This window comes from Ensifer sp. GW101-20A05, from assembly GCF_059424735.1.
In genome coordinates this window covers 558,431-576,250 of record NZ_JBWKZT010000002.1, presented here as the reverse complement: position 1 = coordinate 576,250, position 17,820 = coordinate 558,431, and the positions used below count along the sequence as shown (strand labels likewise).

Below are 17,820 nucleotides of genomic sequence, written 5' to 3'. Positions count from 1 at the left end.
CAGCAGACAGATTACCAGCGCAACCCGTAGCAGGCGGGGCGTGGCTGCGCCGACGGGAGAACTCCATATTCGCATTCCGGTCTCCAACCCAAATCCCCTGGTCTAACGCTTCAGGTCCGACATGACGAAAACCCGACAATTGGCGGACGCCGGTACCGTTCTGCAGGTCTCGACCGAGGTCAGCAATTCGACCCCGCCCAGCTGCGTGATCAATTTCATCTCGGTCATCGCGACGGGTTCGATCTTGCGCATATCGGAGGCGGGCGTGATCTTCATCAGATCGATAACCGTGCGGCCGATGCCCATTTCCGCGAGGTAGGCGGTCAACTCGCGCTCCTGCGCCTTGGTCATCTCGTAGATCTTGCGGCTGCCGACATTCTTGCGGCTGACGACCTTCTTGCTGGTCACCTTCTTCTTGCCGTTGACGATACGGTACTCCTCCCGATACCGCGTCTTGGTCTGAACGAAGACAGTGGTGATCTGGTGAACGCCGAGATAGGCCCATTGCCCGGCCACTCGGCGGGTTCCGCCGGCGAACATCAGCGGACAGGCCGAATTGCAGTAGGCTCCGCCCGAATAGGCGGTACCGATATAGCGGGCGCCCTTGCCGTCGTTGTCGCGGCAGTCCTTCTGCTGCGGCTGACAACCGATGAAGCGCGTTTTGCCGACCGCCACTTCAAGCCTTCGCGCTCTGATGAGCCGCCCTAGCGCCAGCGCAGCGTCGACGTCTCCCCCAGGTGACGTCACCACGACCGGCAGGCGGCGCTTGCCGATGGTTTTGAGCAGCTTCTTGAACTGCGCCGGGCTTCCGCGAACGATCGTCCCCTCCGCCGATATCCACTCCGGACAGGTTGGCTCGCACCCTGGCTGACCGCTGCGAACCACGAAGAACTGCATGTCAGCGCCGCCGGCCGGCGCCGCTCGAACCGTCGCGGCCGAGGCCAGGAGCCCAACCAACAGACAGACAATGACCACTGAACGCGAGAAAACTTCTCGTGGAAATGCCATGCCGATCAAAAACTGTCCCTCTCCCGACTGTCCCTGCGCCGGCGGTCCAGGGATCTCGCCCGATCCCTTTTCGCATCAGCGTGGTGCGCGGCCCCCCGCAAATTTCATTCTGCAAACATGACTATCAAAACAAACAGTTCTTTCGCATCCATTGCTGCGAACGTGCGCGGGATGGCGAAAGAGAAATGAAAGTTGCGTCAGTCAATAATGAAACCAAAGATAGCATGGAGCCCGAACATAAGGCAACGATCATGGACGCGGAATCGGCCGCCGGCGCGATGCGATCGACCCACCTAAGCCATTGCAGCGAGACGATAGTTGTTCGCGCGGCGGCGATCAGACGCCGAGGGGCTGGATACACCGTCGACGCTTTGACAACATAGGCGCTCAAGGCAGGATTGCGATTCGATGACGATTTTCTTTAAGGCAGCAATTTCCGACGACGTAGCATTCGGAATGATCGAGCGGTGTTTTTCCGATCCGGACGACTATGACGGCTATCTCGATATCTTTGGCGATCACACCGAGCGGACCGTTTCATGGAGCAAGGGCAGGTCGGTGGACGAGTTCAAGGCCGAGATAACCGAAGCCCTGCGGTCCGCCTGGGAGAGCGCGCGTTTCTGGCAGGTATACGAGCGGCGCGAAGACCGGGACGATGCCGGAACCAATGAAATCCGGCGCGCCGCCATCAATCTGACGCGCACCTATGGCGGCGTCATCGTGATCACGTTGAGCCTGCTTGGCAGACGCAGCAGCACGCACGATCTCGAACTGGTGTTTGTCTGCTTCCAGGAAGACGCCCAACGCCGGAATTTTCGCGTGCGCTACGACGGAAAGTTCATTCCCGCCTGACGCCTCGCGCACGGTGCCGACAATAGCGTTTTTCCGACAAAGCGCTGGTCGGTCGGCACGTCACGTCAACCGATCAGCCATGTATGGGATGCCTACTTCAGGAACACCCGGAAGCGCCGCATGGCAAAGGCGAAGAGGATGGCGCCGATCAGCAGCAAGGCAAGAAGCTGAGGCCAGACCACGTCCAGACCGGCATCGCGAAAGAGAACCGCCTGCGCCAGAATGACGAAGTGTGTGTTCGGCGCCGCCAGCATGATGTTCTGGATGATCTCGGGCATGCTTTCGCGCGGCGTCATGCCCCCGGACAGGGCCTGTAGCGGCAAGAGTACGAGCATCAGCAGCAGACCGAACTGTGGCATGGAGCCGGCAATCGTGGCAAGCAGGATGCCCATCGAGGTGGTCGCAAAGAGTTGCAGGGCCGTTGCCAGCAGGAACAGCGCGAACGAGCCCTGCACCGGAACCGCAAGCGCGCCCTTGACGACGACGATCAGCGAGACCGCCGAGGCGAGCAGCACCACCAGCCCCATCGACCAGACCTTGCTGACCATGATTTCGAACGGGGTCACGGGCATGACCAGGAGGTGCTCCACCGTCCCGTGTTCGCGCTCGCGGATGAGGGCGGCACCCGTGAGCACGATTGACAGGATGGTGATGTTGGTGATGACGTTCATCACCGCGCCGAACCAGCCCTTGTTGAGCTCGGCATTGAACCGCGCCCGCAGAACCAGATCGACCGGCAGTTTCTGCTCGCTGCGGTGACGATCGAGGAAGCCCGAGACCTCGCCGGTGACGATCTGCTGGATGTAGCCATTGCCGGAAAAGGCCTGGCTCATGCGCGTTGCGTCGACATTGAGCTGGATCGTCGGGGAGCGGCCGGCCAATAGATCCGTCTGGAAATTCGGCGGAATGTCGAGCGCGAAGGTATCGAGCCCCTGGTCCATGCGGCGGTCCATTTCCGCCGGCGTGATCATCTGCGGCGGCACGAAATAGGGCGGATAGAAAGCCGTCGAGATCCGCGTCGAAACCGGCGAGCGGTCCTCGTCGACGATGGCGATTGCCGCACGGTTCAGCGTTTCCGGCATCGCGGTCGAGCCGGTATAGACCGACAGCGTGAAGGAATAGACGATCAGGATCAGCAGGATCGGATCGCGCCAGAGCCCCCAGAGTTCCTTGATGCCGAGATGGTAGATATGGGACAGGCGCATCGTCACCTCGCCTGTTTCTTGAGGGATAGCGTGCCCACCGCGAGCAGCACCGGCACCGCGATCAGCATCGGCACGAAGGCGCCGCCGAGGTCACCGAAGCCCAGAGCCTTGGAAAAGGTACCGCGGGCGATCGTCATGAAATGTGTGGTCGGGTAGATCTGGCCGATGAAGGCGCCCGCCCCTTCGAGCGAGGAGACCGGATCGATCATCCCGGAATACTGGATTGCCGGAATGAGCGTCAGGATCGCCGTGCCGAAGATCGCGGCGATCTGGCTCGACATGAAGGTCGAGATGACGAGCCCCATGGCCGTTGCCGCCGAGACGTAGATCAGCCCCGCGGCCGTCCAGGCGAGCAGACTGCCGGTAAAAGGTACCCGGAAGACGAAGATCGCGAACGCCGTCAGCAGCACGAAATTGAGCATTGCCAGAGCGATGTAGGGAATCTGTTTGCCGATCAAGAATTCGAGCCGCGTCACCGGCGAGACATAGAGATTGACGATCGACCCCAGCTCCTTCTCGCGCACGACGCTGAGCGCCGAGAGCATGGCTGGGATCAGCATCAGCAGGAGCGGGATGACCGCCGGCACCATGGCAACGATGCTCTTGACATCAGGGTTGTAGCGGAAACGCGTCTCGATCTTGAAGCTGCCGGTGGTTGCGGCGGCCCCATAGCGTTCGCGGATCTTGCCGGTCAGCCAATGGGCGTGCAGCCCCTGCACATAGCCCTTGACCGTTTCGGCACGGCTCGCCATCGCGCCATCGATCCAGGCGGCGATCTCCACCGTGTCGCCGCGCGCCGCATCGCGGGCAAAACCCGGCGGGATCTCGATTGCGAGGCTCAGTTCGCCGTTGCGCATGCGCCGGTCGAGATCGGCATAGTCGGTGATCGGATCCTTCTCGATGAAGTAGCGCGAACCGGCGATCTCGAGAATGTAGTCGCGGCTGGTCGTCGTCTGGTCGCGGTCGAGCACCGCGAAGGTCAAATCCTCGACGTCCATGTTGATGCCGTAGCCGATGACGAACATCAGGATGACCGTGCCGATCGTGGCAAGCGTCGCGCGAATGGGATCGCGCACCAGCTCCAGCGCTTCGCGGCGGGTATAGCTGAACATCCGCCCGACGTCGAAAAATCCTGATTTCGGGGGCCGCGCGGTCTCGGCCGATCGTGCGGCGATCGGCTCCAGCGGCGCCTTAGCCCTGACCACGGCGGGCGCCGGCTGCTTTGCCCCGGCGATCGCCTCTTCCAAATAGGCGATGAAGGCTTCCTCCAGCGTCGAGGCGGAACGACTTTTCATGATGCCGGCCGGCGTATCGCTGACGAGCACCTTGCCCGCATGCATCAGCGACATGCGATCGCAGCGCATCGCCTCGTTCATGAAGTGGGTGGAGATGAAGATCGTCACCTGATCGTTGCGGGAGAGATCGACGAGGATCTGCCAGAAACTGTCGCGCGCCACGGGATCGACGCCGGACGTCGGTTCATCGAGGATGAGGATATCGGGTGAGTGGATCAGCGCGACCGCAAGCGAGAGCCGTTGGCGCACGCCGAGCGGCAAGGCGTCCGGCAAGGCCTCCATCACATCCGAGAGATCGAAGCGCTTCGCCAGTTCCTCGATCCGCTTGGGAATGCTGTCCGCCGCCATGCCGAACAGCTTGGCATGCAGTTCCAGGTTCTGCAGGACCGTGAGCTCGGTATAGAGCGAGAAGGCCTGCGACATGTAACCGACACGATGACGCACGTCCATGTCGCGCGGGTCGACCTCACGCCCGAAGAGCTTTGCCTTCCCTTCGCTGGCGGCAAGCAGGCCCGTCAGCATCTTCATCGTCGTCGTCTTGCCGCAGCCGTTGGAGCCGAGGAAGCCGAAGATCTCGCCGCGGCCGATGCGGAAGCTCACATTGTCGACGGCAACGAAATCGCCAAAACGCATGGTGAGGTTGTTCGCCTCGATGGCGATGTCGTCGCTCGCGCCTTCGGGGCGCGGCGGAATGACGACGTCGTGATGTTCGCCCCTGATCTCCTCGGGAAGCAGCGCGATGAAGGCGGCGTCAAGCGTGTCGACGCCGGTCTTTTCAAGCAGTTGATCGGGCGTGCCCGTTGCCAGCACCCGGCCCGCATCCATTGCCACCAGCCAATCGAAGCGCGCCGCTTCTTCCATATAGGCGGTCGCGACGATGACACTCATGCCCGGCCGCTCAGAGCGGATGTCGTCGATCAGCTCCCAGAACTGCCGTCGCGACAGGGGGTCCACGCCGGTCGTCGGCTCGTCGAGGATCAGGAGATCGGGATCGTGGATCAACGCGCAGCAAAGCCCGAGCTTCTGTTTCATGCCGCCGGAGAGCTTGCCGGCAGGGCGCTCCGCAAAGGGGGCAAGCCCGGTGCTTTCGAGCAGGCTGGCAATCCGCCTCTCGCGTTCCTCGCGATCGTGGCCGAAGAGCCGGCCAAAAAAGTCGACATTCTCGAAGACGGAAAGCGTTGGATAGAGGTTCTTCCCAAGACCCTGCGGCATGTAGGCAACACGCGGGCAGGTCCGGCGCCGATGGCCGGCATCGGCAATGTCGCCGCCAAGCACCTCGACGCGCCCGCCTGTACGGCGCGTGCGCCGGCGACGAGTGACAGCAGGCTCGATTTCCCAACGCCGTCGGGCCCGATCAGCCCGGCCATGCAGCCCGAGGGTATGTCGAGCGTCACGTCATCCAGCGCCTTGGTCTTGCCATAGGAAAGCGTGACGGCGCTCAGACGAACCACGGGCTCTGCCGGCGGCAGGCCGGCCCGATCAGGGGCTGCCATCACTGCACCAGCGTGCCGGTCTGGCTCGCCGGCCACTCTGCATTCGGATCGACTTTCACATAGGCGACGCCCGGAAGACCGGTTTTCACCATGCGGATGTACTTCTTCAGCAGTTCCTTCGGAATTTGCGCCTTGATGCGGAAGGTCAGCTTCTGCCGCTCCTCTGCCGTCTCGACCGTCTTCGGCGTGAACTGCGCGACGTCGGCGACATAGGAAACCTTGGCGGGAATGATGTATTGCGGTGCGGCGTCCAGCACGAGCCGGACTTCGCTGCCGATCGACAGGCGTCCGGCCTGATCCGTCGGCAGGAAGAACGTCATGTAGACATCGCCGAGATCGACGAGATTAAGCACGCGGCCGCCGGCCGCCAGCACTTCGCCCGGCTGGACCACACGATACTGAATACGGCCGTCGCGCGGCGAGACCAGGGTACTGTCGTTGATGTCGGCGATGATGCTTTCGACCGACGCCTTGGCCGCCTCGACCGAGGCTTCGGCATCGACGACCTGGGACTTCGCCGAATTGATCGCCGCATTTGACGCGGCGAGCGATGCTTCCGCGGCGCTGGCGGCAGCGCGCGCGCCCTCGGCGGTGGCCCTGTCGTCGTCGAGCACCTGTTGCGAAACGGTGCTCGTCTTCACGAGTTGTTCGGACCGGGCGAGCCGCCGTTCGGCAGCGTCCAGTTGTGCGCGCCGCTGCGCGAGGACAGCCTCGGCCGCCGCCTTTTCCGCTTCGCGCTGCGTGACCAGGTTCTTCGCCGCTTCGACGCTGATGATCGCACGCTGCTGCTGCGCTTCGGCCTGCCGCTTGTGCGCTTCCAATTGCACGGTATCCATCTGGGCGAGCACCTGGCCGGCAGTGACGAAATCGCCCTCATCCACCAGGATTTCCTTTATCCGGCCTGCCGTCTTGGTCGAGATGTCGATCTCAACTGCTTCGATGCGTCCGTTGCCGCTCGCGATCCCGGCGGGTAGCGCATTGCGATCCATGTTCTGCCAGGCATAGTAGCCGCCCGCGAGCGCCAGAATGACCAGACCAACCAGGAGCCAATTCTTCCGGGCTTTTTCCATTTCAGCGTCCCACCATCAAAACGGACCACGAGAATAGCCCGCGACCACTCAAACACAACCGGGAATAGGCCCGAAGGACGAGGCTGCCGCATTGACTCATGTCAATTGCGGGTCACGCGCCTTGGTGCCAAATGCCGGGTTGTTATTGGGATCTGTGGCTCTTGATCGCTTGGGACGGCGAAGCCCGTCCTCGCCGTTCGAGCAAACGGGACCTCTGTTCAGTACGCGCTCGGTCGGACTATCGGCCAGATCCGTGGCCGTGTGGCCTACCGCGCCAGCGCGACGCGGCGTCCGCTGACGGGCTGTTCCAGAACATCCATCTGCACGTCGTAAATCCGCGCCAGTTCTTCCGGCGTCATGATGTCGGAAGGCGTGCCCTCCGCGATAAGGCGGCCGGAATGGAGCGCCACGATGCGGTCGCAGAAACGCGCGGCCATATTGATCTCGTGCAGTACCGAGATGATGGTGATGCCCTTGTCCCGGCAGAGGTCGCGGGTCAGTGCCAGCACCTCGAGCTGGTGGCCGATGTCGAGGGCGGAGATCGGCTCGTCGAGCAGCAGGCAGGTGGCATCCTGGGCGACGAGCATGGCAAGCCAAACGCGCTGGCGTTCCCCGCCCGACAGACTGTCGACCTCCCGGTTGACAAACGGCTCGATGCCGGTGACCTCGATCGCCTCTTCGACCTTCGCCTTGTCGGCCGCCCCGAAGCGGCCGAGCGCGCCGTGCCAGGGATAGCGGCCAAGTGCGATCAGTTCCCGTGCCAGCATGCCGGGTGCTGGCGGCGTATTCTGCGGCAGATAGCCGAGCCGCCGGGCGAAGGCCCGCGTTCCCCAGCCAGCAAGCGGCTTTCCCTCGAAATCGATACGCCCAGTGGTCGGCGCGAGCTGTCGCCCGATCAGCTTGAGCAGCGTCGATTTGCCGGAACCATTATGGCCGATCAGCGCGATGGAATGCCCGGCCGGGATCTCCAACGTCAGAGGGTGCAGCAGGTTGCGCCCATCGATCGCAAAGCTCACATCATGGAGCGACAGAACGGCCTGGTCGCGGGCGATGGGTGGAGTTTCAGTCGCGTGGTTCTGCATCTTTTCGTTCCGGACAGGATTGCTGGACCTGCTGTTGGTCTCATCGATAGATATCATTGACTGCAAAAGGTCGAGGCATTGATCGGGCAGGCTGTGCCGCATTTCTTCAGGCCGTCGAGCTTGTAGCGGATGCAGCAGACCTTGCGCTGGAGACAGGCACCGCCCGCGACACCCGGGATCGTCTGCGTCAGCCGAAAAAGGGGATGGTCCGCAGCGATCAGCGTCTCCATCTCGCGCAAGCGCGCCGCGACATCTACCGGCATGGCCTCCTGTGACCAAAGATCATCAACATGACGGCAGGCGCGGCAAAACGCGAAGGACGCATTGCTCCAGTGCACCCGTTCGGACGTGGCCGTCACGTTCGCCATCCGGACGATCAAAGGTCGCACATTGTCTTCGACAATCCCCCGCAGGCGCGCGCTCAACGGAGCGGGAGCCGCGCGTTTCAGCACGAACCGGACGGGCGTCGCCATATCGGATAGGCCGACCTGAACGTCCGGTAACGTCATCGAAAACCAGATGTCGTGAACGAGGCCATAGGCGATAACGGGTCTGAGCAGCCGGCCGAAGTAACCCTGCGTCCATAGCGACGCCGCGGCCCGGCGATCGCCCGGCCCCCACCGCCGCAACAGTCCATCCAGTGCGTTCGCAACCGGCCCTGGCTCGAGAATGCTGTCCAGGCTGACGAGATCATCGTCTTCAGCCGGCACTGCGTGGCTCAGGGCTGCATCCGCGAACGGAATCGGAAGCACCGGAAGCTGGTTCACCATCATCTGTGCCGTCCCAGAAGCCAGATGAGGTAGGGCGCGCCGACGAGTGCCGCGAAGAGGCCGAGCGGCAGCTCGTAGGGGAAGGTCGCCGTGCGGGCGCCGAAATCGGCAAGGGCCATCAGGATCGAGCCGAGCAGGAACGAGCCTGCCAGGTGCTGCGGCGCCGTGACGAGACCGGCGCGCAGGACGATATGCGGCGCGACGAGCCCGACAAAGCTCAAGGGCCCGACAAGCAGGGACGCCGCACCGGTCGCAGCACCCGAAAGAAGCAGAAGAAGCACGCGGCTCAACCGCACCGACAGGCCAAGCGACAGGGCGATCGACGGTCCGAAGGGCAGGATCGTCAACCAGCGGCTCAACAGCAGTGCCGCGGCAACGACGAGCAGAGAAAGAATGCCGAGGAAAATCGCAGTCGCCGGCGTTGCCGTGGATGCCGAACCACCGAGCCAGGAGAGAATTTGCCACGACCGCTGATCACCGATCGCCAGCAGCGCCGACAGGACGGCCGAACTGAAGGAACCGACCGCCACGCCCGCAAGCAACAGCTTTTCCGGCGGCAGATGCCGGCGGCTGGCAAAGACCAGCACCGCCAGCATGGCAATGAGCGCGCCGAGCCCTGCGCCAGTGAAGACCACGACTGTGCCGCCATCCGGCGCGAATGTGAGCGCTGCGGCAAAGCCAAGGCCGGCACCGCCGCTGACGCCGACGACCTCGGGGCTGGCCATTGCATTGCCGGTCATGCGCTGCAGGATCGCGCCGGTCACGGCCAGCAGGCCGCCGGCCGCGGCAGACGCCAGGAGCCGAGGCCATCTGAGCGGTGCCAAGTCGAGCGTCTCCGCCCAACTCAGGATCTTCCAGCCATGTCCGGACGGCCCGACGACGAATGCGATCGCGACAAGGACCGGCACGAGAACCAGAAAGGCGGCAAATGCTATTTTCAGATTGCCGCGGTGGACGCTTTCCCGCGCCTCGTGCGGCACTTCCATGCTTCGCACCTTGGGCAGAAGCCAGAGCAGCAAAGGACCGCCAACAAGTGCGGTGACCGCGCCCGTCGGAAAATTCTCGCTGGAGGCACGCGCGACGGTTTGCACGATGCTGTCGCAGAGCCAGAGGAAAAGCGCCCCCGCAAGTGGCGACAGCGCGACGATCGCCGCTGGGCGGCGGGCACCGCAGGCGCGCACGAAGGCTGGGGCGGCAAGGCCGACGAAGCTCACCAGGCCAACCGCTGAGGCGACGAAGCCGGCAAGTGCCGTGGCGATCGCGGCGATTGCGAAGCGAATGCCACCGAGATTGACACCCAGGCTGCGCGCGCTCGTGTCGCCAAGCCCCAACACCAACATCGGGCGGATCAACAGGCCGGCAAACAGGCCGAGGAGCACCAACTCCAGGCCAAGGCTTTGGAACACTGACCAGTCCTGCTGACTGAGGGATCCGCCGTTCCAGGTCACAAGCGACATGAGGTACTCACCCCGCGCGAGCGTCATCGCTGCGGACAGGGCTGCGGCTGTCACCCCCACAAGCAGGCCGCAGACCACCATCGTCACCGGCTCGAAAGCCCGACGCCAACCGAGCGCGAAGACGATCGCCGCTGCCCCGGCGGCGCCGGCGAGCGCGACCAAAGTTCGGTGGCCGTCGACGATCTCAGGCACATAGAGCGTCGCCGCTACGATCGCGAGCTGAGCGCCGGCCGAGATGCCGAGGGTCGAGGGATCGGCAAGCGGATTGCGCAGAAATTGCTGGAGAAGCGCCCCGGATAGTCCGAGTGCGGCGCCCGCGACCAGAGCGACCGCTGCCCTCGGGAACAGGCTATAGGCCAGGATGATCTTGTCGAGCGTGAGCTCGGCGGGAGGGGCCAACAGGTCTCCCCATTGCGAAAACGGGACCTGGCTCGATGCGGCCAGCGCGAAGAGCATGAGGCTGGCGAGCAGGCTGGCCGACAGGAAGGACCATGCCCGCATCGTCATCCGCGCCGGTCTCCTGCAAGCATCGCCTCGGCAAAGAGGCGCGCAAACCGCAGGCCCGCAGTAACACCGCCGTAGGGATTGACGTTGGCGAGCTGGATGACCCGCCCCTTGCGGACCGGCTCCAACGAATTCCAGATGATGCTGTTTCGAAGGCCACTGCGCGCCTCGACCGGCACCTCGGAAACGATGACGATGCGTGCGTCGGGATCTGCCGCCAGGTTTTCGATCGAGACGGGTGCCGCAAAGGTGAAGCGCGAACGATCCGTCCAGGCATTCGGCAGGCCGAGCCGGGCGAGCATGTCGCCGAACATGCTGTCGAAACCAAAGACGCGGACATGCCGCGCGTCGCCGATATTGACGATATAGGTGGACCTGTTCGCGAAGGGAGCGAGCGTCTGCCTAAAGCCTTCGATTTCGCCGACTATCTCCTTCAGCAGCGCCTCCGCCCTGTCGGAGCGTCCGAGACGCTCGCCGAGCGCCTTCACCGCTGCGAGCGCCTTTTCGAAAGGCGGCTCGCCCCGCACGTAGAATGGCAGGGAGAAAAGCGGCGCGATCCGGCCGAGCGCCGCCTCGTGGCGTACATAGAACGGCGAGATCAGGATCAGGTCCGGCCTGAGCAGGTGAAGCAGTTCGAAATTGGGCGAGCCGCGCAGACCGAGATCGACGACATCTGCAGGTAAGTCGGGCTCGACGGCATCGCTTCGAAACTGAATGAGCTCCGTCGCGGCGACCGGGGTAAGGCCGAGCGCGCACAGCGTCTCCAGCATCGCCCAGTCGATCGCGGCTATGCGCAAGGGCGCGCCGGCCCTGGCCATCGGCGCGGCGAGCAAAAGCGCCGCGCCGAGAAGCAGCTCCCGGCGACTGACAAAAGGACCCAATGCCCGCTCTCTCAATTCGCTACCAGCTATAGGTCAGCTTCCCCATAAACGTGCGGCCGTCGCCGTAGTAGCAGCCGAACGAGCTGCAGCTTGCGACATAGTCCTTGTCGAAGAGATTTTGAACGTTGAGCGACGCCTTGTAACCATTCTTCTTATAGGAGAGCGCGAAATCGGCGAGCACGACCGAATCTAGTTCGAAGGTGTTGGCGCTGTTGCCGTAGCGCTGGCCGACATAACGCACGCCCGCCCCAATGCCGAGACCTTCGAGTGCCGTGTCTTCCTGGAAGGTGTAGTTCGCCCAGAGGCTCGCCATATGCTCCGGCACGTTTTCGACGCGATTGCCGTCGTCGGCGCCCGCTGCGATCCGGGCATCCGTGTAGGTGTAGGCCGCCCGCAAATCGAGCCCTTGTGTTATGCTCGCGACACCTTCGAGTTCCAGGCCGCGGACATTGACCTCGCCGATCTGCGACGAAATGCCGGCGATGGTGCGCAGCACATTCTTCTGCTTGAGGTCGTAGACGGCCGCCGTGAAGAAGCCGTTCCAATCCGTGGGTTCGTATTTCACGCCGAGCTCGACCTGCTCGCCCGAAGTCGGCTCGAAAGGCCTGCCGTCCGGAGCAGCGCCGATCACCGGCTCGAAGGACGTCGAGTAGCTGACATAGGGCGCAATGCCATTGTCGAAGATATAGCTGAGGCCGGCCCTGCCGGTCAGCTCATGATCGTCCTGGTCGAGCGGACGGGAAACGCGCGAGAGCCCATTGAGCGACGTTCCCGAGCTGCTGGTCCAATCCTGCCTGAGGCCCAACGTTGCGCGCCAGCCTCCGAGCGCCAGTTCGTCCTGCACGTAGACGCCAAGCTGCAAAAGCTCGCTATCGACGGTCGTATCGAGCGTCGGCGCGATCAGCCGGATCGGTCCGCCATAGCTTGGCGAGCGCACGTCGAGCGGCGTTGCCTGGAAGAAGCGGGTGCGCACATTGTTGTCGAAGTAGCGATAGTCGAGGCCCACAAGCAGCGTATGGTCGACCTCGCCGGTCGAGAATTCGCCCTGCAGATTGTTGTCGATATTGACGGTGTTGAGCGCCTCGTCCTGGAAGGTCGCGTTTCGGCGGAGTGTCCGGCCGTCAGCGGCAAGACCAAGCGTCGACATGCCAAGCGACTGGTAGTCCCAGTCGAAGTCGGTGTAGCGGAAGTTCTGCCGGAAGATCCAGTTCTCGCTCAGGCGATGCTCGAGTTCGTATCCGAGGTTTGTCAGCGTGCGGCTGGAGCGGTCGAAGGATTCGTCGCCGACATAAAAGTCGCGCGGCAGGCGAAAGTCGGTGGCGTTCAGCGTATATTGCGGCGGCAGGCCCGAGGGCGTGCCGGGATTGTCGTGCTGGACGCTCGCAAGGATCGTCAGCTTGGTGTCCTCGTCCGGCTGCCAGGTCAGCGCCGGCGCAATGAAGTAGCGATCGTTGTCCAGTTCGTCGACCTGGGCAGCGGCGTTCTTGCCAAGACCGGTCAGCCGGTATGCAAAATCCGACTCCTCGCGAAGCGTACCGCCGAAATCGAAGAAGCCACCAAAGGTCTCGTAGCTTCCGCCCTGCACGCCGACTTCGCCGAAATTCTCGAAGACCGGCCGTTTGCTGATCATGTTGATGATGCCGCCCGGATTGCCCTGGCCATACATGACCGAAGCGGGTCCGCGAAGGACGTCGATGTTTTCAAGCCCGTAGATTTCAACGGCCGGTGCGCCGGCGGTGCGCATCATCCTGAGCCCGTTCAGGAACTGGACCTGGCGACCGTCGAAGCCGCGGATGATCGGCGCGTCGAAGCGGGGGTCGGCGCCGAAGGGCTGTCCGAAAACGCCGGGCGTGTAATTCAGCGCCTGCCCCACGGTCTGGGCACCCTGCGCCTCGATCTGGTCATGGGTGATGACGGACACCGACTGCTGCGTCTCGAGCAGGGGCGCGCCGGACTTCGAAGCGGTGCGGCTCGACTTCGCCACATAGCCCTCAACCGGGCCGCCGGCCTCCCTGTCGCCTTTCGCGACGATCGCCTCAAGCTTGGTCTCGGCTTGCTGCTGCGCCAGTGCGCTCTGTCCGGCGGACCCCACGAAGGCGACGGACGTTAACAGCAGCCAATGAATGCGGGACATGGGATGACGAAAGCCTCTGCGCGCGCGGCATCTGCGCGCTCAATCTGGAGTAATTTTGTCATCTTTCTATAGTCAAATTTTCCGGCTTTCCAATAACTCGGCACAGGATTTTTCAGAACTATCGATTATGATATGCGCGCACAGCATCGTTTTCAGTTATTGCATTGCGAGGCCCCATGTCGGCTCCAAAATCGCCACGCGCCGCGACCTTCGAACTTCGCCATCTGCGCTATTTCATCGCTCTCGTGGAGGAAAAGAATTTCGAGCGCGCCGCCGCCCGGCTCGGCATTGCCCAGCCCGGCCTCAGCCAGCAGATCCTCAATCTGGAAAGCCTGGTCGGCATCCCGCTGCTGAACCGCGCGAAACGTTCCGTGCAGCTGACACTGTCGGGGCAATTGCTGTTTGATGAGGCCCGAAAGATCGTCGCCCAGGCCGACCTCGCGCTGTCCGAACTGCAGCGGGTCGGCCGCGGCCAGACGGGCAGAATATCGATCGGCTATGTCGCCTCGGCCGCCTATTCGGGCGTGCTGACGGAATCGCTGACTACCTTCCGACAAGAATTTCCCGACATCGAGCTTCAGCTTGTCGAGATCGAAATGCGCCAGCAACTCACGATGATCTCGGAAGGCGAACTCGACTTCGGCTACATCCGCCCGCCAGCGCCGATCCCGGCCGGCCTGACGACGACCACCGTGTTGCGCGAGCCGCTGGTGGTGGCGCTGCCGGAGGCGCATCCGCTCGCCGCCCAGCATGCGATCGATCTCGCAGCGCTCTCGGACCAGACCTTCATAACGCCGCGCCAACCCGCCGATGTCGGCTTCCACTCCAATACGCTCGACGCCTGCAAGGACGCCGGGCTGGCGCCAAAGGTCAGTGCAACAGGCCGAGATTTTACCACCATCATGAGCATGGTCGCGGTGGGGCTCGGCATCGCGCTCGTGCCGCAGTCGCTGCAATGCCTGCAGCTGCCCGGCGTGCGCTATGTTTCACTGGCGCGAAACCGCGTCACGTCGGACCTCGCGGTCGCCTCTCGCAAGGTCGAAGGCTCGGCGGCCGTGCGCGCCTTCGTCGCCCACCACCGGGCGCGCCACACGCGAGGCGCCTAGGGCTTCGCGCAGGCCTTCGCGGATGGCGGCGCGCGTCCGTAACATCAGAGATGCTGCGGATGGCGCGGATCATCATGCGGCTTCAGAAGGAAGCGACGGGCCACATCGCGATAACCGCGATAGACGAGGCCGCCGTTGATCGCCAGCAGCGCACGTCTGTGCCGGCGATAAAGTGCCGGGATCTGGTACCAGGGAATACCCGGCCGCTGGTGATGCAGCACATGCAGGTTGTTGTAGAGAAACAAGAGACCGAAAAGCGGCGTGTCTTCGACGATCGCCGTCCGTTCCTCGTGATGGCCGGCATAACGATGTTCCGCATAGGAGCGAAGCCGCGTCAGTGCGGCACCGACATAGACGAAGCCGAAAAGGTAGAGCCAGAGCGGCATGCCGCAGACCGCGACGACCCAGGCGAGCACGATGGCGACGCCTGCCCCGTGCGAGAGCCAGGTCCTTGCCCGCTCCCTGTCACCCCGCACGATCAGCACCAGTTCCTGTGCGAGGAAGCTCAGGATCATGACCAGCGGCCCGAGCGTCAGCCGACCGAGCAAAGTCGTGTTCCACTCTGCAAGCTTCCGCCCCACCTTGCCCATGCCTTCCCAGGCGGCCCGGGTGAAATAGGAGGACTCCGGATCCTCGATCGGATCCGTCAGGTGTTCGTCGCGATGGTGGACGAGGTGGCCTTCCAGATAGATCGCATAGGGTAACCAGAGGGAGAGCGGCGGCCACCCGATCGCGTCGTTGATGCGCTGATTGCGCGTCGGGTGCCCGTGGATGACCTCATGCTGCAGCGACCCGTGCCAGGCAATGAGCCAGCCGCCAAGACCGATCACGAGGACAATCGGAAGCGACTGCCAGAGCCAGGTCAGAGCGAGAAAGCCACCATAGATGACCACGGCCAGAGCAACGGTCTGCCATTCGACGCGGGCGATGGCAGTTAGGTTCGATTGTGGGGGCAGCGTATCAGTCGACATGCGGTCTCCGGCCGGAAAAGGCGATAGATTTCAATCGCCAATATAAAAAGCCGGCCAATGGGAACGCGCCGCATGGCTTTGCGGCGAAGCGGCGCAAACGGGAATACTGCTTGCGCCAAACGCCGCAGCGGTAAAATATTTATTCTATGTAATTTATATTCTATTTCGGTCGTTGTGTTCGCGACAGGTCGCCATGTGCCGATGAACCGTCAGGCGATCGTCGGGTATCCTTGACCGGCAGCATCGCGATCAAGCGCCGCCAGGGCCTCGTAATCACTGTCTCCGAGCAGGCTGATACCGCGCAGCGATAGCGTATCGCAGATCGCAGCAAGCGCCGGATCTGCGATGGTTTCCGCAAGCACGCGGCGCAGCAGCACGAGATCCTTTGCCGGCGTCGATGCCGCGGTGATGAAAGGCAGACCCGGACCCTTTTTTGTCTCCGCCAGAATGCGCACGCCTGCGACGCGATCGGGGTCGAAGCGCAAGGTGTTGCCGAAGGTCACGCAGTCGATCGCCGCGATGTCGGCGACCCCGCTCGAAACCGCGTCGATGCTCGCCACATGGCCGCCGGTCTGAAGCACCGACGAGAAGAACCGTCCGTCGATCGCATGGGGCGCCACAGAGGCGCGGAACAGGTTGTAGCCGGAATTGCTGCCGGGATCGTTGATCGCCGCGCGTGCCCCCCGCAGATCTTCAATCGAGCGCGCGGCGGACTTGGCGCTGACGATGATGAAGCTGCATTTGAGCGGACCGTCGCAGCCCGGCAGTCCGTAGACCGGCGTCGCCACCAGTTGCACCTGACCGCGCAGGCGCTGGACATAGGGATAGCCGCAGGTCTGGCCGAACAGGAGGTCTGGACGAAGCCACGCCTCGTCATAACGCGTATCCTCTTGTAGAGCCGCAGGCGCATCGACCCCGACGGCGCGAAGGCGGTCCGCCAGCGCCTCCCAGAACTGCCGCGTCGCATCCTTCAGCGGCGCCGGACTGACATACATGGCAAGACTTGCGATGGGCATGAGCGACCTTGGAGCAACCTCGTGAAGGCGATCGAAAACCTATGCATTGCATAGACTTAATTCGCAAACGAAATCTAAGCGAGCCCCGATGGCCGCCCTGAAGACAGGAGTCTATTGGACGCGCTTCAGGATCTCTGCCGCGACCTCCGTGGCGCTCGCCGGGTTCTGGCCGGTGATCAGTTCGCGGTCGACGATCATGTTCGGCTGGAAGGGCGTATCACCGTTGGCGATTGCGCCGCCAGCCAAGGTTAGCGCATCCTGCGGATAGAACTTCATCTCGCCGCCCTTCAGCAGCGGCTTGGCCATTTCTTCCTCGCCATTGCTGAAGACCGTCATCCGATAGCCGGCATAGATCCAGCCGGCATCGGCGGCAGCCTGACGGCCCGCTGCCAGTTCGCCGGTAAACGCAACCGACTCGGACAGTGTCGACAGAAGCGCGATCGGCCCGTGGCACATCAGGGCGGTCGTCTTGCCGCTCGCGTGAAAATGCCGAAGCAACTCGCCGAGGTCCGCGTCGACAAGCAAATCCTGCATCGGCGCATGCCCGCCCGGAACATAGACGGCATCGAAATGGTCGTAGCCGATCTGTTCCACCCGCGACAGACTGACAACCGGTGTCTCCGCCGGCGAGGTGATCTTGAGCTTGCCGAGCAGCGCTTCGCTTTCCCGCATCGCCGTTTCATCGCCGCCGAAATACATCCTGTCGATAGACGTGCGGTCGACGCTGGGGGCCATGCCCTTCGGCGTCGCAAAGGTCACCTCATGACCGGCGTCCATGAACGCCTTTACCGGCTGCATCAATTCGTTGAGGTAGAAGCCGGTCTCGAAAACCTTGCCATCCTTGAGGTCCAGGCTGTTTTCATCCGAAAGCACGACCAGGATATTGCCGGCATGCGCGTGCGTGGCGCCGAGGACGATTGCCATCGTCGCCGTCAGGGTCATCAGCATTTTCATTTTTATATCTCCAAATGGAAGT

Annotated in this window: 13 protein-coding genes and 1 pseudogene; 2 read left to right on the top strand and 12 right to left on the bottom strand. The window is 63.1% G+C overall.

Annotated elements, in window-relative coordinates; all coding sequences use genetic code 11:
- Positions 1-102: 102 nt before the first annotated feature.
- Positions 103-897: a COG3904 family protein gene (locus tag AC070A_RS07770; RefSeq protein WP_492383797.1), complete on the bottom strand. Its 795-nt coding sequence runs from the start codon at positions 895-897 to the stop codon at positions 103-105.
- 519 nt (positions 898-1,416) lie between these two features.
- Between AC070A_RS07770 and AC070A_RS07765 the strand changes: the two genes are divergently transcribed.
- Positions 1,417-1,860, top strand: coding sequence for a hypothetical protein (locus AC070A_RS07765; protein ID WP_057255277.1), 444 nt, complete (start codon positions 1,417-1,419; stop codon positions 1,858-1,860).
- Between the two features lie 92 nt (positions 1,861-1,952).
- Here AC070A_RS07765 and AC070A_RS07760 read toward each other — a convergent pair whose 3' ends face one another.
- The 8 genes and pseudogenes from AC070A_RS07760 to AC070A_RS07725 form a co-directional block, all read right to left on the bottom strand.
- The gene (locus tag AC070A_RS07760; RefSeq protein ID WP_057255276.1) at positions 1,953-3,065 is read right to left on the bottom strand and encodes an ABC transporter permease; all 1,113 of its coding nucleotides are present in this window, start codon (positions 3,063-3,065) and stop codon (positions 1,953-1,955) included.
- A 2-nt stretch (positions 3,066-3,067) separates the two neighbouring features.
- A pseudogene (rbbA, locus tag AC070A_RS07755) lies at positions 3,068-5,853 on the bottom strand (ribosome-associated ATPase/putative transporter RbbA).
- On the bottom strand, positions 5,853-6,923 hold the full coding sequence (locus AC070A_RS07750) for an HlyD family secretion protein (RefSeq protein WP_057255274.1): 1,071 nt from the start codon (positions 6,921-6,923) through the stop codon (positions 5,853-5,855). Before AC070A_RS07750 ends, rbbA begins: the two are co-directional and overlap by 1 nt.
- A 266-nt stretch (positions 6,924-7,189) precedes the next feature.
- Complete coding sequence (locus tag AC070A_RS07745) at positions 7,190-8,005, bottom strand: ATP-binding cassette domain-containing protein (RefSeq protein WP_057255273.1); 816 nt, start codon at positions 8,003-8,005, stop codon at positions 7,190-7,192.
- Between the two features lie 53 nt (positions 8,006-8,058).
- The gene (gene fhuF, locus AC070A_RS07740) at positions 8,059-8,778 is read right to left on the bottom strand and encodes a siderophore-iron reductase FhuF (protein WP_082616238.1); all 720 of its coding nucleotides are present in this window, start codon (positions 8,776-8,778) and stop codon (positions 8,059-8,061) included.
- Positions 8,775-10,739 carry a Fe(3+)-hydroxamate ABC transporter permease FhuB gene (gene fhuB, locus AC070A_RS07735; protein WP_057255271.1) on the bottom strand — a complete coding sequence of 655 codons (1,965 nt, stop codon included), beginning with the start codon at positions 10,737-10,739 and terminating at the stop codon, positions 8,775-8,777. Before fhuB ends, fhuF begins: the two co-directional genes overlap by 4 nt.
- The gene (locus AC070A_RS07730; protein WP_375293089.1) at positions 10,736-11,617 is read right to left on the bottom strand and encodes an iron-siderophore ABC transporter substrate-binding protein; all 882 of its coding nucleotides are present in this window, start codon (positions 11,615-11,617) and stop codon (positions 10,736-10,738) included. The genes fhuB and AC070A_RS07730 overlap by 4 nt, the downstream gene beginning before the upstream one ends.
- Positions 11,618-11,636: 19 nt before the next feature.
- Positions 11,637-13,751, bottom strand: coding sequence for a TonB-dependent siderophore receptor (locus AC070A_RS07725; RefSeq protein ID WP_057255269.1), 2,115 nt, complete (start codon positions 13,749-13,751; stop codon positions 11,637-11,639).
- A gap of 176 nt (positions 13,752-13,927) precedes the next feature.
- Between AC070A_RS07725 and AC070A_RS07720 the strand changes: the two genes are divergently transcribed.
- A complete protein-coding gene (locus tag AC070A_RS07720) occupies positions 13,928-14,857 on the top strand; it encodes a LysR family transcriptional regulator (RefSeq protein WP_057255268.1) in 930 nt (309 codons plus the stop codon).
- 44 nt (positions 14,858-14,901) lie between these two features.
- On the opposite strand, the gene AC070A_RS07715 is transcribed toward AC070A_RS07720, so the two are convergent.
- The 3 genes from AC070A_RS07715 to AC070A_RS07705 all read right to left on the bottom strand — a co-directional run bounded on the left by AC070A_RS07715 (position 14,902) and on the right by AC070A_RS07705 (position 17,798).
- The gene (locus AC070A_RS07715; RefSeq protein ID WP_112996485.1) at positions 14,902-15,828 is read right to left on the bottom strand and encodes a fatty acid desaturase; all 927 of its coding nucleotides are present in this window, start codon (positions 15,826-15,828) and stop codon (positions 14,902-14,904) included.
- Between the two features lie 209 nt (positions 15,829-16,037).
- Positions 16,038-16,844, bottom strand: a complete 807-nt coding sequence (locus AC070A_RS07710; protein ID WP_112996486.1) for a phosphate/phosphite/phosphonate ABC transporter substrate-binding protein — start codon at positions 16,842-16,844, stop codon at positions 16,038-16,040.
- Between the two features lie 111 nt (positions 16,845-16,955).
- Complete coding sequence (locus AC070A_RS07705; RefSeq protein ID WP_058330057.1) at positions 16,956-17,798, bottom strand: type 1 glutamine amidotransferase domain-containing protein; 843 nt, start codon at positions 17,796-17,798, stop codon at positions 16,956-16,958.
- Positions 17,799-17,820 lie beyond the last annotated feature (22 nt).

What these genes read in the sequence shown, in the direction of transcription:
- AC070A_RS07710 (WP_112996486.1), bottom strand. Translation starts at nt 16,844, where the DNA reads ATGCCCATCGCAAGTCTTGCCATGTATGTCAGTCCGGCGCCGCTGAAG.
- AC070A_RS07745 (WP_057255273.1), bottom strand. Translation starts at nt 8,005, where the DNA reads ATGCAGAACCACGCGACTGAAACTCCACCCATCGCCCGCGACCAGGCC.
- AC070A_RS07705 (WP_058330057.1), bottom strand. Translation starts at nt 17,798, where the DNA reads ATGAAAATGCTGATGACCCTGACGGCGACGATGGCAATCGTCCTCGGC.
- AC070A_RS07750 (WP_057255274.1), bottom strand. Translation starts at nt 6,923, where the DNA reads ATGGAAAAAGCCCGGAAGAATTGGCTCCTGGTTGGTCTGGTCATTCTG.
- AC070A_RS07725 (WP_057255269.1), bottom strand. Translation starts at nt 13,751, where the DNA reads ATGTCCCGCATTCATTGGCTGCTGTTAACGTCCGTCGCCTTCGTGGGG.
- AC070A_RS07770 (WP_492383797.1), bottom strand. Translation starts at nt 897, where the DNA reads ATGCAGTTCTTCGTGGTTCGCAGCGGTCAGCCAGGGTGCGAGCCAACC.
- AC070A_RS07720 (WP_057255268.1), top strand. Translation starts at nt 13,928, where the DNA reads ATGTCGGCTCCAAAATCGCCACGCGCCGCGACCTTCGAACTTCGCCAT.
- AC070A_RS07760 (WP_057255276.1), bottom strand. Translation starts at nt 3,065, where the DNA reads ATGCGCCTGTCCCATATCTACCATCTCGGCATCAAGGAACTCTGGGGG.
- fhuF (WP_082616238.1), bottom strand. Translation starts at nt 8,778, where the DNA reads ATGATGGTGAACCAGCTTCCGGTGCTTCCGATTCCGTTCGCGGATGCA.
- AC070A_RS07765 (WP_057255277.1), top strand. Translation starts at nt 1,417, where the DNA reads ATGACGATTTTCTTTAAGGCAGCAATTTCCGACGACGTAGCATTCGGA.
- AC070A_RS07715 (WP_112996485.1), bottom strand. Translation starts at nt 15,828, where the DNA reads ATGTCGACTGATACGCTGCCCCCACAATCGAACCTAACTGCCATCGCC.
- fhuB (WP_057255271.1), bottom strand. Translation starts at nt 10,739, where the DNA reads ATGACGATGCGGGCATGGTCCTTCCTGTCGGCCAGCCTGCTCGCCAGC.